Annotated in this window: 20 protein-coding genes; 13 read left to right on the plus strand and 7 right to left on the minus strand. The window is 71.0% G+C overall.

The features are described 5' to 3' along the window. Nucleotides 1-66 precede the first annotated feature (66 nt). On the minus strand, nucleotides 67-861 hold the full coding sequence (locus ACWEN3_RS18340) for a carbon-nitrogen family hydrolase (protein ID WP_452971737.1): 795 nt from the start codon (nucleotides 859-861) through the stop codon (nucleotides 67-69). A 183-nt stretch (nucleotides 862-1,044) separates the two neighbouring features. On the opposite strand from ACWEN3_RS18340, the gene ACWEN3_RS18345 reads away from it, so the two are divergent. Together ACWEN3_RS18345 and ACWEN3_RS18350 are read left to right on the plus strand one after the other, a co-directional pair. Then, the gene (locus ACWEN3_RS18345; protein WP_452971739.1) at nucleotides 1,045-1,869 is read left to right on the plus strand and encodes a maleylpyruvate isomerase family mycothiol-dependent enzyme; all 825 of its coding nucleotides are present in this window, start codon (nucleotides 1,045-1,047) and stop codon (nucleotides 1,867-1,869) included. Nucleotides 1,870-1,950: 81 nt separating this feature from the next. Then, complete coding sequence (locus tag ACWEN3_RS18350; RefSeq protein WP_452971742.1) at nucleotides 1,951-2,700, plus strand: SAM-dependent methyltransferase; 750 nt, start codon at nucleotides 1,951-1,953, stop codon at nucleotides 2,698-2,700. 1 nt (nucleotide 2,701) lies between these two features. Here ACWEN3_RS18350 and ACWEN3_RS18355 read toward each other — a convergent pair whose 3' ends face one another. Together ACWEN3_RS18355 and ACWEN3_RS18360 are read right to left on the minus strand one after the other, a co-directional pair. After that, a complete protein-coding gene (locus ACWEN3_RS18355; protein WP_452971745.1) occupies nucleotides 2,702-4,000 on the minus strand; it encodes an MFS transporter in 1,299 nt (432 codons plus the stop codon). Beyond that, a complete protein-coding gene (locus ACWEN3_RS18360; RefSeq protein ID WP_452971747.1) occupies nucleotides 3,997-4,668 on the minus strand; it encodes a GntR family transcriptional regulator in 672 nt (223 codons plus the stop codon). The genes ACWEN3_RS18355 and ACWEN3_RS18360 overlap by 4 nt, the downstream gene beginning before the upstream one ends. Nucleotides 4,669-4,857: 189 nt before the next feature. Between ACWEN3_RS18360 and ACWEN3_RS18365 the strand changes: the two genes are divergently transcribed. The 9 genes from ACWEN3_RS18365 to ACWEN3_RS18405 all read left to right on the plus strand — a co-directional run bounded on the left by ACWEN3_RS18365 (nucleotide 4,858) and on the right by ACWEN3_RS18405 (nucleotide 11,602). Then, nucleotides 4,858-5,760 carry a D-alanyl-D-alanine carboxypeptidase family protein gene (locus ACWEN3_RS18365; RefSeq protein ID WP_452971750.1) on the plus strand — a complete coding sequence of 301 codons (903 nt, stop codon included), beginning with the start codon at nucleotides 4,858-4,860 and terminating at the stop codon, nucleotides 5,758-5,760. Nucleotides 5,761-5,868: 108 nt separating this feature from the next. After that, entirely contained in the window at nucleotides 5,869-6,216 is a 348-nt protein-coding gene (locus ACWEN3_RS18370; RefSeq protein WP_452971753.1) for a GntR family transcriptional regulator, read from the plus strand. Beyond that, nucleotides 6,213-7,208: a DUF1648 domain-containing protein gene (locus ACWEN3_RS18375; protein WP_452971756.1), complete on the plus strand. Its 996-nt coding sequence runs from the start codon at nucleotides 6,213-6,215 to the stop codon at nucleotides 7,206-7,208. Before ACWEN3_RS18370 ends, ACWEN3_RS18375 begins: the two co-directional genes overlap by 4 nt. Before the next feature lie 161 nt (nucleotides 7,209-7,369). Continuing rightward, entirely contained in the window at nucleotides 7,370-7,804 is a 435-nt protein-coding gene (locus tag ACWEN3_RS18380) for a WXG100 family type VII secretion target (RefSeq protein ID WP_452971758.1), read from the plus strand. Nucleotides 7,805-7,862: 58 nt separating this feature from the next. Continuing rightward, on the plus strand, nucleotides 7,863-8,180 hold the full coding sequence (locus ACWEN3_RS18385; RefSeq protein ID WP_452971761.1) for a WXG100 family type VII secretion target: 318 nt from the start codon (nucleotides 7,863-7,865) through the stop codon (nucleotides 8,178-8,180). Next, nucleotides 8,180-9,967 carry an RNase A-like domain-containing protein gene (locus ACWEN3_RS18390; protein ID WP_452971764.1) on the plus strand — a complete coding sequence of 596 codons (1,788 nt, stop codon included), beginning with the start codon at nucleotides 8,180-8,182 and terminating at the stop codon, nucleotides 9,965-9,967. The genes ACWEN3_RS18385 and ACWEN3_RS18390 overlap by 1 nt, the downstream gene beginning before the upstream one ends. Before the next feature lie 20 nt (nucleotides 9,968-9,987). After that, nucleotides 9,988-10,557: a hypothetical protein gene (locus tag ACWEN3_RS18395; RefSeq protein ID WP_452971767.1), complete on the plus strand. Its 570-nt coding sequence runs from the start codon at nucleotides 9,988-9,990 to the stop codon at nucleotides 10,555-10,557. A gap of 19 nt (nucleotides 10,558-10,576) precedes the next feature. After that, the gene (locus tag ACWEN3_RS18400) at nucleotides 10,577-10,876 is read left to right on the plus strand and encodes an RNase A-like domain-containing protein (protein ID WP_452971769.1); all 300 of its coding nucleotides are present in this window, start codon (nucleotides 10,577-10,579) and stop codon (nucleotides 10,874-10,876) included. 45 nt (nucleotides 10,877-10,921) lie between these two features. Beyond that, nucleotides 10,922-11,602, plus strand: a complete 681-nt coding sequence (locus tag ACWEN3_RS18405; RefSeq protein ID WP_452971771.1) for a contact-dependent growth inhibition system immunity protein — start codon at nucleotides 10,922-10,924, stop codon at nucleotides 11,600-11,602. Nucleotides 11,603-11,707: 105 nt separating this feature from the next. Here the strand turns inward: ACWEN3_RS18405 and ACWEN3_RS18410 are convergent, their stop codons facing one another. Genes ACWEN3_RS18410 through pdhA form a run of 3 tightly spaced genes read right to left on the minus strand, consistent with a single transcriptional unit; the run spans nucleotide 11,708 to nucleotide 15,297 of the window. Beyond that, nucleotides 11,708-13,096 carry a dihydrolipoamide acetyltransferase family protein gene (locus ACWEN3_RS18410; protein ID WP_452971774.1) on the minus strand — a complete coding sequence of 463 codons (1,389 nt, stop codon included), beginning with the start codon at nucleotides 13,094-13,096 and terminating at the stop codon, nucleotides 11,708-11,710. Between the two features lie 10 nt (nucleotides 13,097-13,106). Beyond that, a complete protein-coding gene (locus ACWEN3_RS18415) occupies nucleotides 13,107-14,084 on the minus strand; it encodes an alpha-ketoacid dehydrogenase subunit beta (protein ID WP_452971777.1) in 978 nt (325 codons plus the stop codon). A 1-nt stretch (nucleotide 14,085) separates the two neighbouring features. After that, the gene (gene pdhA, locus ACWEN3_RS18420; protein ID WP_452971779.1) at nucleotides 14,086-15,297 is read right to left on the minus strand and encodes a pyruvate dehydrogenase (acetyl-transferring) E1 component subunit alpha; all 1,212 of its coding nucleotides are present in this window, start codon (nucleotides 15,295-15,297) and stop codon (nucleotides 14,086-14,088) included. 505 nt (nucleotides 15,298-15,802) lie between these two features. Between pdhA and ACWEN3_RS18425 the strand changes: the two genes are divergently transcribed. Beyond that, nucleotides 15,803-16,819, plus strand: coding sequence for a phosphotransferase (locus ACWEN3_RS18425; protein ID WP_452971782.1), 1,017 nt, complete (start codon nucleotides 15,803-15,805; stop codon nucleotides 16,817-16,819). 57 nt (nucleotides 16,820-16,876) lie between these two features. On the opposite strand, the gene ACWEN3_RS18430 is transcribed toward ACWEN3_RS18425, so the two are convergent. Next, nucleotides 16,877-18,472: a protein kinase domain-containing protein gene (locus tag ACWEN3_RS18430; protein ID WP_452971785.1), complete on the minus strand. Its 1,596-nt coding sequence runs from the start codon at nucleotides 18,470-18,472 to the stop codon at nucleotides 16,877-16,879. A gap of 344 nt (nucleotides 18,473-18,816) precedes the next feature. Between ACWEN3_RS18430 and ACWEN3_RS18435 the strand changes: the two genes are divergently transcribed. Beyond that, on the plus strand, nucleotides 18,817-20,463 hold the full coding sequence (locus tag ACWEN3_RS18435) for a protein kinase domain-containing protein (RefSeq protein WP_452971788.1): 1,647 nt from the start codon (nucleotides 18,817-18,819) through the stop codon (nucleotides 20,461-20,463). Nucleotides 20,464-20,556: the final 93 nt, after the last annotated feature.

Here is a 20,556-nt window from a genome sequence, read left to right on the forward strand (position 1 = left end):
CGGCCCGCCGTCGAAGGACGGCAGGTACGCCCTCACCCTGGTCCAGATGGACAGCCGCCGCGGGTGTCAGTGCCGGGGCGGGTTCAGGCCGAGGACGCGGTCCTTCAGGGCGGGGAACTGCTCGCGGGTGGCCGCCACCTTCGCCGGGTCGAGGTCGACGGTGAGGATCTCCTCGTCCGGGCCCGCCTCGGCGAGCACCTCGCCCCACGGATCGACCACGATCGAGTGACCCGCCTGCGGAACTCCGGCATGGGTCCCGGCCGTTCCACAGGCGAGCACGAACGCCTGGTTCTCCACCGCCCGCGCCTGAGCCAGCAGCGTCCAGTGCGCGCGTCGCCGCTCGGGCCAGCCCGCCGGGACCACCATCACCTCGGCGCCGGCGTCGACGAGTCCGCGGAAGAGCTCGGGGAAACGGAGGTCGTAGCAGGTGCCGAGGCCGAGCGTGGTCCCGGCCAGCCGGACCGTCACCAGGTCACGTCCGGCGCCCATCAGCACGGCTTCGCCCTTGTCGAAGCCGAAGCGGTGGATCTTGCGGTAGGCGGCGGTCAGCTCACCGGAGGGGGAGAAGACGAGAGAGGTGTTGTAGAGCGGCCCGTCGGGGTCCCGCTCCGGAATCGACCCGGCGTGCAGCCACACGCCCGCGTCGCTCGCGGCCTTGGCCATCGTCTCGTACGTCGGTCCTTCGAGCGGCTCGGCCTCCCGGCCGAACTCCTCGTAGGCGAAGGCGCCGGTCGTCCACAGTTCGGGCAGAACCACGAGGTCGGCCCCGGCCTGCTCCCGCACCAGCGCGGCCGCTCGCTGCCTGCGCGAGGCGACGGATTCGCCCTCGTCGACGGCGATCTGGATCAGAGAGGCGCGCACACTACCACCGTCCTGGCATTCGAGTCGTCCACACGGGCCTACGATCGTCACACGAAAGCACTGCCGGGGTGCCTGCCAGCAGCGTAACTTAGCCTCTCAAGACGCCCGCCGAAGTGCAGCCGCCGCCCGCTGGCACCGCCGCCACAACCTGCCCGTGTACCAACCGCCGAGGGGTCCCGTTCCGTGAGTCTGCATCCCACCCTCCAGCCCTACGCCGATGCCTGGACGCACTCCATCGACGCGATATCCGAGATCGTGCAGTCGCTGGCCGAGGGCGAGTGGAACCGGCGGACCCCGTGCCCCGGCTGGTCGGTGCGGGACATCGTGTCGCACCTCATCGGCCTGGACTGCGAGATGCTCGGCGACCCGCGTCCCATCCACACCCTGCCGCGCGACCTCTTCCACGTCACCACCGAGCAGCAGCGCTACAACGAGATCCAGGTGGACGTCCGCCGTCACCACACGGCGCCGGAGATGACCGCCGAGCTGGAGTACACGGTCATCCGCCGCAACCGCCAGCTGCGCAACGAGACCCGCGAGCCCGGCACCAAGGTGCGCGGACCGCTGGGCACCGAGGTCACCCTGGAACAGGCCTACCGGGCCCGCGCGTTCGACGCCTGGGTGCACGAGCAGGACCTGCGCGCGGCCCTCGGCCGGCCCGGCAACCTCGACTCGCCGGGCGCGCACGTCGTCCGGGACATGCTGCTGGCGGCGCTGCCCAAGGTGGTGGCGAAGGACGCCGAAGCGCCGCGCAGTTCGGCCGTCGTCCTCGACGTGCACGGACCGGTCGAGTTCCTGCGCACCATCCGCGTCGACATCCAGGGCCGCGGCACCCTGGAGACCGCCCCGGCCCTCGGCCCGGTGGCCGCCCTCACCCTCGACTGGGAGACCTACGTCCGGCTGGCCTGCGGCCGGGTGACCCCGGAAGCGGTGGCCGACCACATCAAGACGGAGGGCGACCCGGACGTGGCGGCCGCGATCCTGCGCAACTTCACGGTGACCCCCTAGCGTCGCGCGGGCCGCCCGGCCTCCCGGCCGGCCGTCAAAACAGGTGGTACGAGGGTGAGCGGGCGCCCTAGCGTGCCCGGCATGGCGAACCCACCGCGGCTGACACGTCTCATGTTCCACGGCCCCCTCTCCGAGTCCCGCGCGACCGCCATGGTCCGGCGACTCGCCGAGAACCGCCCCGGCACCGTGCTCGACATCGGCTGCGGCTGGGGCGAGGTGCTGCTCCGGGTGCTGGAGGCCGTCCCCGAGGCCCGTGGCACCGGCGTCGACGTCAACGGCGAGGATCTCGCCCGGGCCCGGCGCAACGCCGAGGCGCGCGGGCTCACGGCACGCGTCGAGTTCGTCGAGGAGTCGGCGGTGAACACCCGGCGCGGCCCCGCCGATCTGGTGCTGTGTCTGGGCGCGAGCCAGGCGCTGAGCACGGCCGAGCCGCCCACCGTCGAGGCCCTGCGCGAGCTGCGGCGGCTGGTCGCCGACGGCGGGCGGGTACTGCTCGGCGAGGGCTTCTGGGAGCGGCCGCCCGGCGAGCGGGAGCTGTCCGGCATGTGGCCGGGTGCCACGGTCGCCGACCACTACGACCTCGGGTCCCTCCTCGACCTCGCCGTCGAGGCCGGTTTCCGGCCGGAGTGGACCGAGACGGCGAGCCCGGCGGAGTGGGAGGAGTTCGAGTCGGCGTACCAGGCGGACCTGGAGGTCTGGCTGGCCGGGCATCCCGAGCACCCGCTGGCGGCCGGGACCCGCGAGCGCCTCGACCGGCACCGGGCGCAGTGGATGAGCTACCGGGGCGTGCTCGGGATCGCGTACCTCACCCTGGTGCCGGACGGGCGTTGACTCACGCGGCGGGCACGTGCACCGTCTCCACCCGGCTCGCCACCAGCCGCTCCCGCTCCCGGCGGGCCGCCCGTCCGCGCAGCCGCAGGATCTGGCTGATGCCGAGGGCCTGGAGGACGAAGACGGCGGAGAAGGCCACGCCGTAGTCGTCCCCGGTCGCGTCCAGCAGCACGCCGATCGCGAACAGCGTCGTCATCGAGGCGATGAAGCCACCCATGTTGGTGATCCCGGACGCGGTGCCCTGTCGCTCGGGCGGGTTGGCCGGGCGGGCGAAGTCGAACCCGAGCATCGAGGCGGGGCCGCACGCCCCGAGCACCACGCACAACACCACGAGCAGCCACATCGGCGCGTGCTCACCGGGATACGCGAGCGTCGCCGCCCACAGCAGCGCGGTCGCCCCGACGGTGCCGAGCGCCAGCGGCAGCCGCGCCGCGTGGTGCCGGGCGACGATCTGGCCGTAGACGAGCCCGACCACCATGTTGGACAGCACGACCAGGGTGAGCAGCTCGCCGGCCGTGGCCCGGCTGAGCCCCTGCGCCTGGACGAGGAAGGGCATGCCCCACAGCAGCAGGAACACCATCGCCGGGAACTGGGTGGTGAAGTGCACCCAGAGCCCGAGGCGGGTGCCGGGCTCGCGCCAGGACGCGGCGATCTGCCGGCGGACGTAGGCGGCGCCCTGGTGCGGGGCCGGGCCTGGCTCGTGTCCCTCGGGGTGGTCCTTGAGGAACAGGAGGGTCAGGACGAGGACGACGACACCGGCCAGGGCGCTGCCCGCGAACGCCGGTGTCCAGCCGATGCCGTGCAGCAGCCGGGCCAGGACGAGGGTGGAGACCAGGTTGCCGGCCATGCCGACCAGGCCCGCGAGCTGCGCGACCAGCGGTCCGCGCCGGGCGGGGAACCAGCGGGTGCCGAGGCGCAGCACGCTGATGAAGGTCATCGCGTCGCCGCAGCCGAGCAGCGCCCGGGAGGCGAGCGCGGTGCCGTACGAGGGTGAGAAGGCGAAGCCCAGTTGCCCGGCCGTGAACAGCACGGTGCCGATGCCCAGCACCTTCTTGGTGCCGAGCCGGTCGACCAGCAGGCCGACGGGTATCTGCATGCCGGCGTAGACCAGCAGCTGGAGGATGGAGAAGGTGGACAGGGCGGAGGCGTTCACATGGAAGCGGGCGGCCGCGTCGAGCCCGGCCACGCCCAGTGACGTACGGAAGATGACGGCGACGAAGTAGACGGCGACGCCTATGGACCACACGGCGACGGCGCGGCGGCCGCCCGGCGGGTCACCCGGAAGGGTGGCCTTGGTCATCGGACCTCACCCCGTGCGAGGTGCGAGAACCAGCTCACGTGCCGGTGCACGACCCCGACGGCCGCCTCCGCGTCCCCGGCGCGCAGCGCGTCCAGGATCTCCCCGTGCTCGGCGAGCGTCTTGGCGATCCGGTCGGGGTGCGAGTGCATGACGGCGACTCCCATCCGCAGCTGACGGTCGCGCAGCTGGTCGTAGAGCCGGGAGAGGATCTCGTTGCCCCCGCTGCGGACGATCTCGGCGTGGAAGCAGCGGTCGGTCACCGCGGCCGCCGCCAGGTCGCCGGCGGCGGCCTGCGTCTTCTGCCGCTCCAGCAGCTCGGTCAGCCGTTCGACCAGGGCGGGCGGGGCGGGTACGGCCTTGCGGGCGGCGTGCGCCTCCACCAGCAGCCGGGTCTCCACCACGTCGGCGATCTCCTGTGCGGAGACGGGCAGGACCAGGGCGCCCTTCTTCGGATAGAGCCGGATCAGGCCCTCGGCCTCCAGCCGCAGCAGCGCTTCCCGCACAGGTGTGCGGGAGACTCCGACGGCCTCGGCCAGCTCGCCCTCGGTGAGGAGGGTGCCGCCCTCGTAACGGCGGTCGAGGACGCCCTGCTTGACGTGGGTGTAGACGCGGTCGGCGGCGGGTGGGGGCTTCATCGGTGGAGCGGGCTGCTGGACGGCCGTGTTCATGCCGACAGGATAGATACAACGCGTACGCATACGACTCGGGCGTCCAGGATGCGGACGTGGCGAAAATTCCCCGCAGCAACCGCGCAACCTTCTGTGCTACTTACGTGTCACACATGTGCGGCCCCACTCGCTTGCCACCTCAACTCGGCCGCACTTCAGGGGCATTCAACACAATCGGGGTACATCACTTTGATTACCGGCATTAAGGGCATCCGTCTTCGCAGAGCCACCGCTGTCGCCGTCACCTCCGGCGCGCTGCTCGCCACCGGCGCCCTCACCGCGACGCCCGCGCAGGCCGTCACGACGCCCTCCATCATTGCCAAGGGCGGCTACGTGATGAACAACACGACCGGCTCGACGCTCTACACCAAGGCGGCGGACACCCCGCGGTCCACCGGATCCACCACCAAGATCATGACCGCCAAGGTCGTGCTCGCACAGTCGAACCTCAACCTCGACAAGCAGGTGACGATCCAGAAGGCGTACAGCGACTACGTCGTCAAGAACAACGCCTCCCAGGCCCACCTGATCGTCGGCGACAAGGTCACCGTCCGCCAGCTGCTGTACGGCCTGATGCTGCCGTCCGGCTGCGACGCCGCCTACGCGCTCGCCGACACCTACGGCTCCGGCACCACCCGTGCCGCCCGCGTGTCGAACTTCATCGGCAAGATGAACTCCGCCGCGAAGAGCCTGGGTCTGAAGTCCACGCACTTCGACTCCTTCGACGGCATCGGCAACGGCAACAACTACTCGACGCCGCGCGACCTGACGAAGATCGCCAGCAGCGCGATGAAGAACTCCACGTTCCGCACGGTCGTCAAGACGAAGTCGTACACCGCCAAGACGATCACCAAGTCGGGCGGCACCCGCACGATGGCCGCGTGGACCAACACCAACGGGCTCCTCAGCAGCTACAGCGGCACCATCGGTGTGAAGACCGGATCCGGTCCCGAGGCCGGCTACTGCCTGGTGTTCGCCGCCACCCGCAACGGCAAGACGATCATCGGCACCGTGCTCGCCTCCACCTCCATCCCCAATCGCGAGGCGGACGCGAAGAAGCTCCTCAACTACGGCTTCGCCAAGCTCGGCTGACACTCAGCCGGAACACGGGCCCGTCGCGGACAGCGGCGGGCCCGTTCTGCTGCCCGGGGCCGGCAGGGGTGCCGGGATGGATTGGATGGTGATAGCTTCATTAGCACCATGTTGCTGCGTCTGGACACCACCGACGCCCGCCCCCTGCACGAGCAGGTCGCGGCGGCGATTCGACGGGCCATCGCCGAGGGCGAGTGCCGCGCGGGCGAACGCCTGCCCTCGGCCCGTGACCTCTCCACGACCCTGGACATCAACGTCAACACCGTGCTGCGCGGTCTGCGCGAACTGCGGGACGAAGGTCTGCTGGAGTTCCGCCGGGGCCGGGGGATCACCGTCACCGAGGGGGCGGCCCGGCGCTCGGGACTGCAGATCAAGGTGCGGGAACTGGTGGCGGAGGCATCCCGGCTGGGATACAGCCGGACCGATCTCATCGACATGATCCGGGGGTTGTCATGACTGGCGGGGACGACGACAGGAAGTCCGGCGGGGGCCGCGCCCGGCGCTGGGCGCCCGCGGCCGGCACGACGGCCGTGACCGTGCTGATCGCGGGGCTGCCCTGGACCCTGCGGGACCGGCTCCCCGACCGGCTGGCCACCCACTGGAGCGGCGGAGCGGCCCCCGACGGCTCGATGCCGCTCTGGGAGGCGTCCGTGTTCCCGGCCGCGGTCTGGCTGGTGATCGCCCTCGCCCTGTCCGTGAAGTGGCGCCGATCATGGACCTCGCCCCGCACCTGGGTGGCGATCGCGCTGGCCCCCACCGCGGTCGTCCTCATCGGCGCGCAGGTGTCGGTCGTCCGGGCCAACCTCGACCGCGCCGACTGGCACGAGGCCCGCCAGTCGGCCCTGTGGATGGTCGTGGCCCTGGCCCTGGCGGCGGTCGCCGGGGTGGCCGCGTGGCGGCTGACGGTCCGCGCCGCCTCGGCCGCCCCACCCGCCGGCACCCCGGAACTGGACATCCCGGAGGGCGAACGGCTGGTGTGGTTCTCCCGCACCGCCAACCCGTGGCTGCAACTGCTGGCGGCGGCGACCGGTCTGCTCGCCGTGGGCGCGGCCGTGGCCCTGGCGCTGGGCCTGGCGCCGGCCGGAGTGCTCTGGCCCGTGTGCGCGGGCTGCGGCGCCGCCTCCCTCGGGGGCGCCGCCTGCTCCTCGGTCCGGGCGAAGGTCTCGGAGGCGGGCCTGGAGGTCTCCTTCGGCCCCCTCGGCTGGCCCGCCCGCCACTGGTCCCCGGCCGCCCTCGAATCCGCCCGCGCCGAACGCCGCCTGCCGTCCGAGGTCGGCGGCTGGGGCTATCGCCTCAGCGGTCTCGGCACGACGGTCATGCTCCGCGCCGGCGACTGCCTGGTCGTACGCCCCCGGGGCCGCCGCACGGACTTCGCGGTGAGCGTGGACGACGCGGAGCGGGGCGCGGCCCTGCTGAACGCGCTCCGCGCCCGCCGGTCCGGCCGGTGAGCCCTCCCTGAAACGACCCTGATACAGCGTCAGGGCTGCTGCTGCGAGATGCTGTTGAGGCAGACGGTGGGCGAGTGGGCAACCGTTTCGGCCACTGCCGGCGTCCTTCAACAGGATGGCGCGACATCGGGGGATGTCGAGCGGGAGGGGAGACACACCGCATGGGTGTACGGGGAACCGGCTCAGGACAGGGCGGCAACGCCGACCTGCGCGTGTCGTCCAACGACCTCACCAAGCTCGCGCACGACCTCGACGACATGCAGGACCACCTCGACCAGCAGATCAAGCGCATGGACGGGATCGTCGACCGCATCGAGGCCGGCTGGCGCGGCCCGGCGGCCACGACGTACCGGCAGTTCCACCGAGCGGCCGCCGAGGACGCCGTCCGCATTCGCGAGGTGATGAAGCAGTTGGAAGAAGCCGTACGGCTCAGCCGGGACGGCTTCTCCGACACGGATCTGGGCGTGCTCGAACGCATGCGTGGCGTCCATGTCGACATCGACAGCGAGGTCGACAGGCTCTCCACCCCGAACGGGGAGGCCGAGGGGACGACCGGCGGACCGCCGCAAACGCGCAGCAGTCTCGACGCGTACTGATACGAGCAGCCATGACGTACCTGCGGGAACGGCACACGTAGGGAGCAACGGGGGTGACATGTCGACCGGATCCAGTCCTGCCGACGACCACATATCGGTATCTTTCGCCACACTTCACGATCTGGCCGTCGAGTTGGACGACATCCTCAGAAAACTCAACGGCCGGCTCGACGACCTCTACGACCGTGTCGAGCCCGTCGTCCTGTCCTGGAAGGGCGAGGCCCGCGAGATCTTCGTCCAGAAGCTCGACGAGTGGGACCGCTCCGCCCAGGACCTGCAGGCGGCCCAGAAATGGCTGCACTCCTACGTCACCACCGGCCACGCCAACTACGCCGCGGCCCACCGCGCGGTGCTGCGCGGCTGGGGGGCGGCCTGATGGGAACCCGTCCGAGCGATGACGAACGCCGGAAGGAACGGGACCAGCTCAGGACGGCGGCACCCGGCGCCGGCGGCGGATTCGAGCTGAAGCCGCAGCACCTGTACTACACCTCGGCCGTGGTGCGCGACGGGCAGTTCGACTACGACAAGGGCGCGACGGCGCTGGTGAGCGCCCTCAACCAGTACAGCCAGTCGGCGGGCACGGGATCGGGGCCCGACGCCTTCGCCGAGGCGTACATGCGGATCGCCGGGAAATTCACCGAGGTCTGGGCCGCCAGTGTGGCGAGCGTCGGCGGCGTCGCTGTCGGCCTGACCCTGACGGCCAACAACTACCAGGCCGCGGACTGGGCCTCGCGGGGCATGTACGGTCCGCCGCCCCGCCGCACACCGCCCGCCGTCATCGACAAGGCGCCCGACTACGGGAAGATCAACGACATCAAGTGGTCCGGGACCGGCCGGGACGCCGACTCCTGGGCCATCTCCGGAGTACTCGGTGAGATCCCGGACTTCCTCGCGGACGTCATCCGGCCGGCCGTCGAGTACGGGCTGAACCTCGGCAAGACCCATGAGATCACGCCGGGTGCCGTGGAGGACGATCTGAAGGGAATGTCCTCCGCCTGGCAGGAAGCCGGGAACACGGCGCTGAAGGCAGGCGACAACTTCACCTCGGCCATCGGCTACATCACCGCCCCGCAGGGGAACAACGAGTGGCAGAGCGCCATGAACGCGTTCTGCCAGTCGATCTGGGGGGCCACCGCCTGGGGCCGCAGCCGGGACGCGCAGGGTCAGATCGACCAGCAGGGCGGCCGTAGCTGGAAGACGGCGGGGGACGTGGCGCCCGCGCAGCGCAGACCGATCCTGGAGGTGCTGCACCACACCGCCGAGACCCTGCAGAAGACGTGCGACGAGCTGATCCAGACCGCCCGGACCTGCCGCGAGACGACCACGAACCTCGCCAAGAACGCCGCCCAGGGCATGGTGGAGGAACTGACGAGCGGGAATCCGCTGAAGTTGCTCGAACTCGCGGGCCCTCAGATGTTCGCGACGCTCGTCTGGACCTTCCGGAAGCACATGGACCGAGAAGCGGCGGACAAGGCCGTCGAAACGTACCAGCAGAAATTCCACGAAGCCGCCACCACCCTCCTCGCCCTGGAATGGGAACTGGACGAGGCCCTCCGAAGCGCCCCCACGTTCGTCGCGGAGGACGCCAGGGCCGAGGCCTTCGGCGCGCGAGCGCTCAACTCCTTCAAGAACGAGCACAAATGGACCGATCCGAATGACACCAAAAACGGTGTGTACAAGATCGACCTGGCGAGCATGGAGTGGCTCGACGGCGGACACACCCTCGACAAACACGTGGGAAAGACCGACGAACAGCTCGCTCAGCGCCTGCGGGACCAGGGCAACCCGCCCACGCAGACCTGGCCGCACGGTAAACCGAGCATCGGAGCGGCCTCGACCTTCGAAAACGCCGAAAAGGCGCAGGAACTGACCCAGCACAACATCGACGCGAATTCCGCTGAGATCACGGCGTGGTTGAAGGGGCCGCCACCACCCACGAACGGCAGCAGACCGGAATCGTTCGACGGCACCGCCCCCAACGGCGAGTACAGCGGCCGCAGCGTCTCGAAGCAACCCGCTGATCCGAACGACCCGTTGAGCGGTTACAAGGAGGGCGGCATGAATGCCAGAGCCGTCCCGGTCAAGGGAATCAGGACCGTACTTAAGTACGATGACTCCCTGGACCCGCCCTTCGTCGTTCTCACGTCCATGCCGATCCCCTGACAGAACCACGAGAATCCGTGATGAACCCGCCCACACAGCAGGAATGGGAAGCGGCAGCGCTGCGCCTGTTCGACGACGAGTACGCCTTCGTGGCCACCGGGCCGCACGACCACGCCGACTGGCACACCGATGTCCTGGCCGTCATGGCACGCTCCGGCGCTGATCCGCGCGGCTGGGTCACGCTGGACTGGGACAGGGAGGAGAACGCGGCGGATCCGCAGCGAGGCGGCAGTTATCCGTTCGTCGTCTCCACGGAGAGCCGGCTGGGGGAAATTCTCCACGAGGTGACGGCCGATTCGGCGGCGCGGTTGCTCGTGGCGATGACGGACGAGTGGTTCCAGGTGAAGAACATCCCGGACTTCCCGGCCCGCGCGGAGACACTGCTCACCGATGCCCGCACGCTCCTGAGCCGGTATTCGCCCGGCTGCACCTTCCACACAACGGCCGGAAACGCGAGCGGCGACCGGGACGCCGACTTCTTCCGTCGCGTCACCGGTGGATTCGGGGTCACCGACCACATGTCGGATCTCGGGCTCATTGTCGTCTCGCCCGCGGAAGTCGGCGTCTTCTGGCGGTTCAACACCTACTGATCTGACGGAGTCCCGCCCTGTGCGTACCCGAAGTTCCACCTACCCCGACCGCGAAACCGCGCAGTGGGCCACCCAGCAGGTCGTCACCGCGAACGAACAGGTCATCCACCGCTGGCTCGCCCAGTCCACCCGCCGCCGGCTGACCATCGAGGCGTCGTGGCCGTCCCGGTCCGAGCCGGTCGGCCGGGTGCTGTTGCAGGCGATGATGCTGGCCGGCCGGGAGCCGGTCGACGCGCACGCGGCCAGGGTGATCCTCGAGCGGGACGCCTCACGCCCGCATGGATTCACCGTCCACGGCACGTTCCCGATCTACCTGTAGTCCCATCGAGCCCGATCCACCTGTGACCCACAGAGGCTGACGACCGTGCCCTTGAGCCCCCTCGAACACGACCGCCGCCACGGCGAACTCGACCAGGTGATGCGCGCCTACCTCGGGCAGCCGGCGGACGACACCCCGGAACGGCCCGGCCGGGCCCTGACGGCCTATCTGCGCCACACCTGGCACAGCCGCCCCTGGGCCCTCGCCATCGCCGAGCGGCAACTGCGGGACTACGCCGACAACCCCCCGGGACGGCTGCGACTGCGCCTCGGCGAGTTCTACGCCGTACCCGACGTCGGCCTGTCCCAGGACGAGGTCCAGCAGTGGCTGTACTGCCTCGCCGACCACATCAGGCACAGCATCGAGACCGGAGAGGTGCCGCCCCCGGCCGCCCCCGCCACCCACTGGGAATGGCACGCCCGCTTCCCCGAGCTCGGCCAGTTCCTCGGCGGCTGGTTCTCGCAGGACATGCCGGACGAGTTCGCGGATCACGCCGCCGCAGTCGACGACTATCGGGCCTCCACCGACCCCCGACTCGTCGCCCGGCTCGTCGGAGAACTCCACGAGCTGCTCGCCCTGGATCTGGACGAGTCGGACTACGCCCTCGCCGTCGCCGAACTGGGCATGGAGGTCGACCCGCCGGCGCCGTACTCGCCCAGCGGCTGGCTGGCGCTCGTCGCCGGACGGCTTGCCGTGCCCCGCGCCGAACCCCGTCCCGGGGCATGAACGACGCGAGTCGACGACGTGAGGACGAACTCGCCCCGAGAGGGCGGCCGCATGACGAATCCGCGGCCGCCCGCTCGTGGTTCCGGGGTCACCCGGTCAGCGCCCTCACGCCCAGGTGATCAGCCGCTTCGGCTCTTCCAGGATCGCCGCCACGTCGGCCAGGACCTTGGAGCCCAGCTCGCCGTCGACCAGGCGGTGGTCGAAGCTCAGGGCCAGGGTGGTGACCTGACGCGGCTTGACCTTGCCCTTGTGGACCCACGGCTGGAGCTTGATCGCGCCGACCGCGAGGATCGCCGACTCGCCGGGGTTGAGGATCGGCGTGCCGGTGTCGATGCCGAAGACGCCGACGTTGGTGATGGTCACCGTGCCGCCCTGCATGGCGGCGGGGGACGTCTTGCCCTCGCGCGCCGTCGACACCAGGTCGCTGAGGGCGTCCGCCAGCTGGGGCAGCGTCCTGTCGTGCGCGTCCTTGATGTTCGGCACGATCAGGCCGCGCGGAGTGGCCGCCGCGATGCCCAGGTTCACGTAGTGCTTGACCACGATCTCCTGCGCCGCCTCGTCCCAGGACGCGTTGATGTCCGGGTTGCGCTTGATCGCGACCAGCAGGGCCTTGGCGATCAGCAGCAGCGGGTTCACCCGCCTGCCCTGCATCTCCTTGTCCTGCTTGAGCTCCTCGACCAGCTTCATGGTGCGGGTCACGTCCACCGTCACGAACTCCGTGACGTGCGGTGCCGTGAACGCCGAGCCGACCATGGCCGCGGCCGTCGCCTTGCGCACGCCCTTGACGGGGACACGGGTCTCACGGGCGCCGTCGCGGGCCACGGCGGGCGCGGGGACGGTGGCGGCCGTGGCCTGGGGCTCGGTGACCGGCTCGGCGGCCTTAGGCGTGACCGCCGCGTGGACGTCCTCGCGCGTGATGACGCCGTCCGGGCCGGACGGGACGACCGTGGCCAGGTCGACACCGAGGTCCTTGGCCAGCTTGCGCACCGGGGGCTTGGCCAGCGGGCGGGGCCGGTCGGCCACGGGGGCGTGGCCGTTCAGTTCCGCCTGGAGCGCCTGGGCCGGCGCCGGCACGGTGACCTCGGGGCCCTTGCGGGGGCGGCGCTTGGTGGACGAGGTGGACACGCCGTAGCCGACCAGGACCGGCTGGCGGCCCTCCGGCTTCGGCTCCTCCTCGGGCGCGGCGGGCTGCTCGGCCGCCGGCTGCTCGGCCGGTGCCTGCGCGGGCGCGGCGCCGGCCACCTCGACCGCGATGATGGCCATGCCCACGTCGACCGTGGTGCCCTCGGGGAAGCGCAGCTCACGGACCACGCCGTCGTAGGGGATGGGGAGTTCGACGGCCGCCTTGGCGGTCTCGACCTCGCACACCACCTGGCCGTCGGTGACCGTGTCACCCGGCTGCACGTACCACTTGAGGATCTCGGCCTCGGTGAGTCCCTCACCCACGTCCGGCATCTTGAACTCGCGTACGGACGCTTCCGTCATCGTCGTCACGACCCTCTCCTCAGTACGCCAGCGAGCGGTCGACGGCGTCGAGCACGCGGTCCAGGTCCGGCAGGTACTCCTCCTCCAGGCGGGCCGGCGGGTACGGGGCGTGGTAGCCGCCGACCCGGAGCACCGGGGCCTCCAGGTGGTAGAAGCAGCGCTCGGTGATCCGGGCGGCGATCTCCGCGCCGGAGCCGAAGAACACCGGGGCCTCGTGGACCACGACCAGGTGGCGGGTCTTCTCCACGGAGGCCTGGACGGCGTCGAAGTCGAGGGGCGACACCGAGCGCAGGTCCAGGACCTCGAGGGACTTGCCCTCCTCGGCGGCCGCGGCGGCGACCTCCTGGCACAGCTTCACCATCGGGCCGTACGCGACCAGGGTGAGGTCGGTGCCCTCGCGGACGACCTGGGCCTTGTGGAGCGGGGCGGGGATGGCCTCGGCGTCGACCTCGGCCTTGTCCCAGTAGCGCCGCTTGGGCTCGAAGTAGATCACCGGGTCGTCGCTCTGGATGGCCTGCTGCATCATCCAGTACGCGTCGGAGGCGTTCGACGGGGAGACGATCTTCAGGCCGGAGACGTGCGCGAACAGCGCCTCGGGGGACTCGGAGTGGTGCTCGACCGCGCCGATGCCGCCGCCGTAGGGGATGCGGACGACGACCGGCAGCTTGACCTTGCCCAGCGAGCGGGCGTGCATCTTGGCGAGCTGGGTGACGATCTGGTCGTAGGCCGGGAAGACGAAGCCGTCGAACTGGATCTCCACCACCGGGCGGTAGCCGCGCAGCGCCAGGCCGATCGCGGTGCCGACGATGCCGGACTCGGCGAGCGGGGTGTCGATGACCCGGCTGTCGCCGAAGTCCTTCTGCAGGCCGTCCGTCACGCGGAAGACGCCGCCGAGCTTGCCGACGTCCTCACCCATGACGAGGACCTTGGGGTCGGACTCCAGGGCACGGCGCAGCGACTCGTTGATGGCCTTGGCCATCGCCATCTTCTCGGCCATGTCAGTGACCCCCTTCAGCATCGGCGAACGACGCCTGGTAGGCGGCGAACTGCGCTCGCTCCTCGTCGACGAGCGCGTGCCCGTCCGCGTACACGTTCTCGAAGATGGCGAAGTGGTCCGGGTCGGGCATGGCGCGGACCGCTTCGCGCACTCGCCTGCCCAACGCCTCGGACTCGGTCTCGAGTTCCTCGAAGAATCCCTCGTCCGCGTGGTTCGACGCCTCCAGGTACCGGCGAAGGCGCAGGATCGGGTCCTTGGCCTCCCATGCCTGCCGCTCCTCGTCGCCCCGGTAGCGGGTGGGGTCGTCGGAGGTGGTGTGGGCGCCCATACGGTAGGTGAACGCCTCGACCAGGGTCGGGCCCTCGCCGTTGCGGGCGCGCTCCAGGGCCCACTTGGTGACGGCGAGGCAGGCCAGCACGTCGTTGCCGTCGACGCGGACGCCCGGGAAGCCGAAGCCCTGGGCGCGCTGGTACAGCGGCACACGGGTCTGCTTCTCGGTGGGCTCGGAGATCGCCCACTGGTTGTTCTGGCAGAAGAACACCACGGGGGCGTTGTAGACCGCGGAGAAGGTGAACGATTCGGCCACGTCGCCCTGGCTGGAGGCGCCGTCGCCGAAGTAGGCGATGACCGCCGAGTCCGCGCCGTCCTTGGCCACGCCCATCGCGTAGCCGGTGGCGTGCAGCGTCTGGGAGCCGATGACGATCGTGTACAGGTGGAAGTTGTTGCTGTTGGGGTCCCAGCCGCCGTTGTTCACACCGCGGAACATGCCGAGCAGGTTGGTGGGGTCGACATCGCGGCACCAGGCGACGCCGTGCTCGCGGTAGGTCGGGAAGACGTAGTCGTCGTGCCGCAGGGCCCGGCCCGAGCCGATCTGGGCGGCCTCCTGGCCCAGCAGGGACGCCCACAGGCCCAGCTCGCCCTGGCGCTGCAGGGCGGTGGCCTCGGCGTCGAAGCGGCGGGTGAGCACCATGTCGCGGTACAGGCCGCGCAGCTCGTCCGCGGTGATGCCGGCGACGTAGCCGTCGTACTCGGCGTTCTCGACCCGCGTGCCCTCGGGCGTCAGAAGCTGCACGAGCTCGTCCGTGCTCTTCTTCGCGCTGGCGCGGCTGGTGGTCCGCTTGGTGCCGGCCGTGCCGGTCTTGGTGCCGGTGGTGCCGGCCTTGCCTGCGGCGCTGCGTCGCGGCTTGCGCGCGGCACTGCTGTCCACGGTCACGTGTGCTCCTCCGTCGTTCCGGCCCCCGGGGTTGCCGGTAGGCCAGTGCGGCTCACCTGTCTCGACCACCGGGCACGGGGTGGGTGCCACTCGGCCGGGAACAGGCGTGACAGGTGCCCCGGCGAGCGCCCTGCAACCATTACGTTACCCAGTGCTCCACATTTCTGTGAAACCCCTCTTGACCTGCGATTTTGCTTGGATTTCCAAGTAAATCGAGGAGATGCGCAACCGCGCTGGTCACAGGCCTGTGGCTAGGCCGGAGCACCCGCACGTTATCCCGGTCACCCGGCTCACGGGAAGAGCCGAAAGACTTTCGCAACGAGCACACGGGGCTTTAGAGCGCCGCACTTTTTATCGGGCCTTTAGATCGACTTACGGCAGTTCACCGTGGACCAACGAGTGACCGAATGCGACCGACGGCGACTGCCTGTGACAAGGCCCAGCTCACGGCGGCTTTTCGTGCCCTAGCATCTGCCGCGTGCCGCGCTCTTGTGTACCACCCCTTGTGCCCCACGCGCCCCCTCTGAGCACCCTGCTGCGCCTGTACGCCGCCGGTAGCGCCCTCGCCTGCGATCCGGTCGATCAAGGCCTGCTCAACCGCGGCTACCGGCTGTGCACCACCCGCGGCCGATACTTCCTCAAGCACCACTTCGACCCCGACACCGCGGACCCGGCCGCCATCGAACGCCGGCACCGGGCCACCCAGCGCCTGGCCGACCTCGGCGTGCCGGTCGCCCCGCCGCTCGCGCACCGCGAGGGCCGCACGGTCGCCGTCGTCGGCGGCCACGCCTACGCCCTGCACCCCTGGATCGACGGCGGGCACCGCCACGGCGGCCAGCTCACCCGTGGCGAGAGCGCGCGCCTGGGGGCGCTCCTGGGCGCCGTGCACGCCTGTCTGGAGCGCGTGATGCCGCCCAAGGGGCGCACCCGCCCGGCCACCAGCCCCCATCCCGTGGAGAGCGCCGACCCGGCGGACACCTTCGCCCTCATCGACGACCTGCTCGCCCACGTCAGCCGGCACCGCCCCGCCGACGCCTTCGACGAGCTGGCCCGGCACCGGCTCCTGGAGCGCCGCGGGCTCCTGGAGCAGCACGCGGACCGGCGCCCGCCGCGCGGCGGCTCGGTGGGCTGGGTGCACGGGGACTTCCACCCGTTCAACCTGCTCTACAAGGACGACGCCCCCGCGGCCATCGTCGACTGGGACCGGCTCGGTGTGCAGCCGCGCGCGGAGGAGGCCGTACGCGCCGCCGCGATCTTCTTCGTGCGCCCCGCGGGCGCCCTGGACCTACCGAAGGTGCGTGCCTACGCGCGCGCGTACCGGCGTGCGGCCGGCGCCCCGCCCTCTGAGCTGGCGGCGGCCGTGCACCGGGTGTGGTGGGAGCGGCTGAACGACTTCTGGATGCTGCGCTGGCACTACGAACGCGGCGACACGCGCGCGGACTGCCAGTTCCCGGCCGCCTCGGCGCTCGCGGTGTGGTGGACGCGCGAGTACGACGCCGTGTGCGACGCGTTCGCCGGATGACCCGCCGGGGGCCGCGTCACCTCAGGGTGACGCCGTCCCGGCGGGCGGGGGCGTCCTTCAAGGGCCGGTGTCGCCCGTGGTGCCGGAGGTCGTGCCGGCGTTCGCACCGACCGTGGCGCCCCCGTCCGTGCCGCCGGCGGCCGGGTCCGTCGACTGGGACTGCGAGGGCTGCGGGTCCGTCGGCTGCGACTGCGAGGGCTGCGGGTCCGTCGGCTGGTCGGTCGGGCCCGTGCTGGGCGTCTGGGAGGGGGTGTACGACGGCGTGTACGACGGCGTGTAGCCGGAGGTGGAGCCGGTGTCCGAGCTGTTCTCCGTGGAGGTGTCGGTCGGCCGGCCGGTGTTGGCGTCGGAGGGCCCGGAGGAGGGGGTGTCCTCCTTCGTGCTCTTGGAGTGCGTCGCCGGCGGCTTGGTGTCGGTGCCGGTGCCGGTCCCGTTGCCCGCGCCCTGCAGGGCCAGCGCGACACCCGCCGCGATCGCGATGACCGCGAGGACGGCCAGGATCCACAGCTTGCCGCGGCCGCTGCCCCCGTTGCCGTGCCCCTCGAAGCCGCCGTCGTCGCCGTTGCCGTAGCCGGTGGGCAGGATCGGCTGCGGGATCTGCGTGGTGCCGGAGGCGTTCATCGGGTGCGGCATGGCCGTCGTGCCCGCGAAGCCGCCCGCCGGGGTGTGCCGGCCCTCGTGCATCGCCACCGGGCCGGTGTTCCAGGTGCCGGTGTGGCCGCCCTGCTCGTACAGCATCTGCAGGCCGTACTGGACCAGTCCGCGCATCTCCTCGGCCGTCTGGAACCGGTCGTCCGGCTCCTTGGCGAGCGAGCGCATGACCAGGCCGTCCAGCTCCGGCGGGCAGGCCTCCAGGGCCTGCGACGGCGGGGTCGGCATGTCCTGGACGTGCTGGTAGACCACCGACAGCGGGGTCTCGCCGGTGAACGGGGGCCGGAGGGCCAGGAGTTCGTAGAGCAGGCAGCCGGTCGCGTACAGGTCGGAGCGGTGGTCGACGGCCTTGCCGAGCGCCTGCTCCGGGGACAGGTACTGCGGGGTGCCCATGACCATGCCGGTCTGCGTCATCGTCGTGGACGCGCCGTGCAGGGCGCGGGCGATGCCGAAGTCCATCACCTTGACGGCGCCGCTGTCGGTGATGATCACGTTGGCGGGCTTGATGTCGCGGTGCACGATGCCGTGCTGGTGCGAGTAGGCGAGGGCCTCCAGGACGCCGGAGACGATGATCAGCGCCTGCTCGGGGCCCGGCGCCTCCGCGTTCATCAGCAGATCGCGGATGGTGCTGCCCTCGACCAGCTCCATCACGATGTACGGCACGGACTGGCCGCCGACGAAGTCCTCGCCGGAGTCGTACACGGCGACGATCGCGTGGTGGTTGAGTCCGGCGACCGACTGCGCCTCACGCGTGAAGCGGGCCTTGGACACCGGGTCCTCGGCCAGGTCCGTGCGGAGCAGCTTGACGGCGACCGTACGGCCCAGGCGCACGTCCTCGGCCGCGAACACCTCGGCCATGCCGCCCCGGCCCAGCCGGTGCGTGAGCCGGTACCGGCCGTCGCCGACGAGCCCTCCGTTGCCCCACATCTCCGGCGAGTCCGACATGCCGCCGCCAGTCGCCTCGGGGTCGGACGGGCCCTGGGCGCGCTGCGTCTGTGCCATCAGTCCTCGCCGTCGTTTCTGCCCGCGGTGCGCGCGGTGTTGTTACGGTCTCCGTCGGGCCACGCTACAGCCTCCGCGGGGGCCACCGGTTCGGAACCGGAACCGGGAACGGCCCGAGACGGACCGGCCATGAAACCTCTAGCACGCGCTGTCGTGCAAATTCCGTGTGCCGGTCGTACGCCCGCTGTAACGCTTGCGCGACGCTTCTTGCCCGTACGGTCACGGAACGGGCACCGCGCTTGACGTGTCAGTGCCCTGGGGCAGACTTGGCCGGGAATGACACATTCGATCAAGGCCTGTTCGCGGGGTGACGGCGCCGGACGGCCAGTGGGGGACGCGGAGAGATGAGCCAGGACGGCGCACACGGCCGGTACACGGGGCAGGCGCTGGCCGGCGGCCGCTACCAGCTGCGCGACTTGCTCGGCGAGGGCGGTATGGCCTCGGTCCACCTGGCGTACGACGCCGTGCTGGACCGCCAGGTCGCCATCAAGACGCTGCACACCGAACTCGGCCGGGAACAGGCCTTCCGAGAGCGCTTTCGCCGCGAGGCACAGGCCGTGGCGAAGCTCACGCACACCAATATCGTCTCCGTCTTCGACACGGGCGAGGACGCGCTGCACGGCATGACGACGCCGTACATCGTCATGGAGTACGTCGAGGGCCGCCCGCTCGGCTCGGTCCTCGCGGAGGACATCCGGCAGCACGGCGCCATGCCCGCCGACAAGGCGCTCAAGGTCACCGCCGATGTGCTGGCGGCGCTGGAGATCAGCCACGAGATGGGCCTGGTCCACCGCGACATCAAGCCGGGCAACGTGATGATGACCAAGCGCGGCGTGGTCAAGGTCATGGACTTCGGCATCGCCCGCGCGATGCAGTCCGGTGTGACGTCGATGACACAGACCGGCATGGTCGTCGGCACCCCGCAGTACCTCTCGCCCGAGCAGGCCCTCGGCCGCGGCGTGGACGCCCGCTCCGACCTGTACTCGGTCGGCATCATGCTGTTCCAGCTGGTCACCGGACGGCTGCCGTTCGACGCCGACTCCCCGCTGGCGATCGCGTACGCGCATGTGCAGGAGGAGCCGGTGGCTCCCTCCTCGATCAACCGTGCGCTGCCCCCGGCGGTCGACGCGCTGGTCGCCCGCGCGCTGAAGAAGAACCCGAACGAGCGTTTTCCGACCGCCGAGTCCATGCGCGACGAGTGCCTGCGGATCGCCGCCTCCCTCCAGGCGGCCCCGCCGAGCATCGTGCCGGACGCCGGGCCGGTGCAGAGCGGCGCGGGGGTCGGCTCGGCGGTGTTCCCGCCGGTCGACCAGTCGGTCCAGGCGCCCGCCGGGCCGGTGCGGACGCCGTACCAGCCGGGTCCGTACGGCCCGCAGACGCCCGCCCCGGCCACGCCCGCGGGCTACGGCTACCCGCAGCAGGGCGGCTACCAGACGCCTCCGGCGGGCTACGGCCCGCAGGGCCCGTCGGCCGCACAGACCCCGCCGCCGTACACGATCTCGCCGCAGACGGCCGCGCAGCCGTCCGGCCCCGGCGGCGGCAAGAGCAACAAGCCGGTGATCATCGGCTCGGTCGTGGTGTCGCTCGTCGCGGTCGTCGGCCTGATCGTCGCGCTGACGCTGAACAACAACGGCAGCGACGACAAGGGCGGCGGCAACGGCGCGAGCACCTCGGCGTCCACCTCCCACCGGGCGGGCTACCGCGGTCCCGACACCACCCGGGTGATCGACAAGACCAAGTGCACGGAGCCGAACGAGTCCTACTCCGACCCGAAGAAGGTCCGGCTGCCCGACTTCCAGTACAAGGACATCGACTCCGTGAAGGCCTGCTTCCAGGCCGCGGGCTGGCAGTGGACCATCAAGCACGTGGACGACAACACCTGGGGCCAGGGGACCGTGCTGGACCAGTTCCCCTCCGAGGGCACGGACGTCGACGCGAAGAACCCGGGCAAGATCGAGCTGAGCGTGTCCACGGGCAACCCGCCGCAGTGACGCACCCGCCCCGCTGAGACATGCGGAAGACGGTGCGCGAGAACCCGATCCGACCCGAACTCGCCGTCTTCCGCCGCTCCCTCGACCGGCTAG

This window comes from Streptomyces sp. NPDC004561 (genome assembly GCF_053602155.1).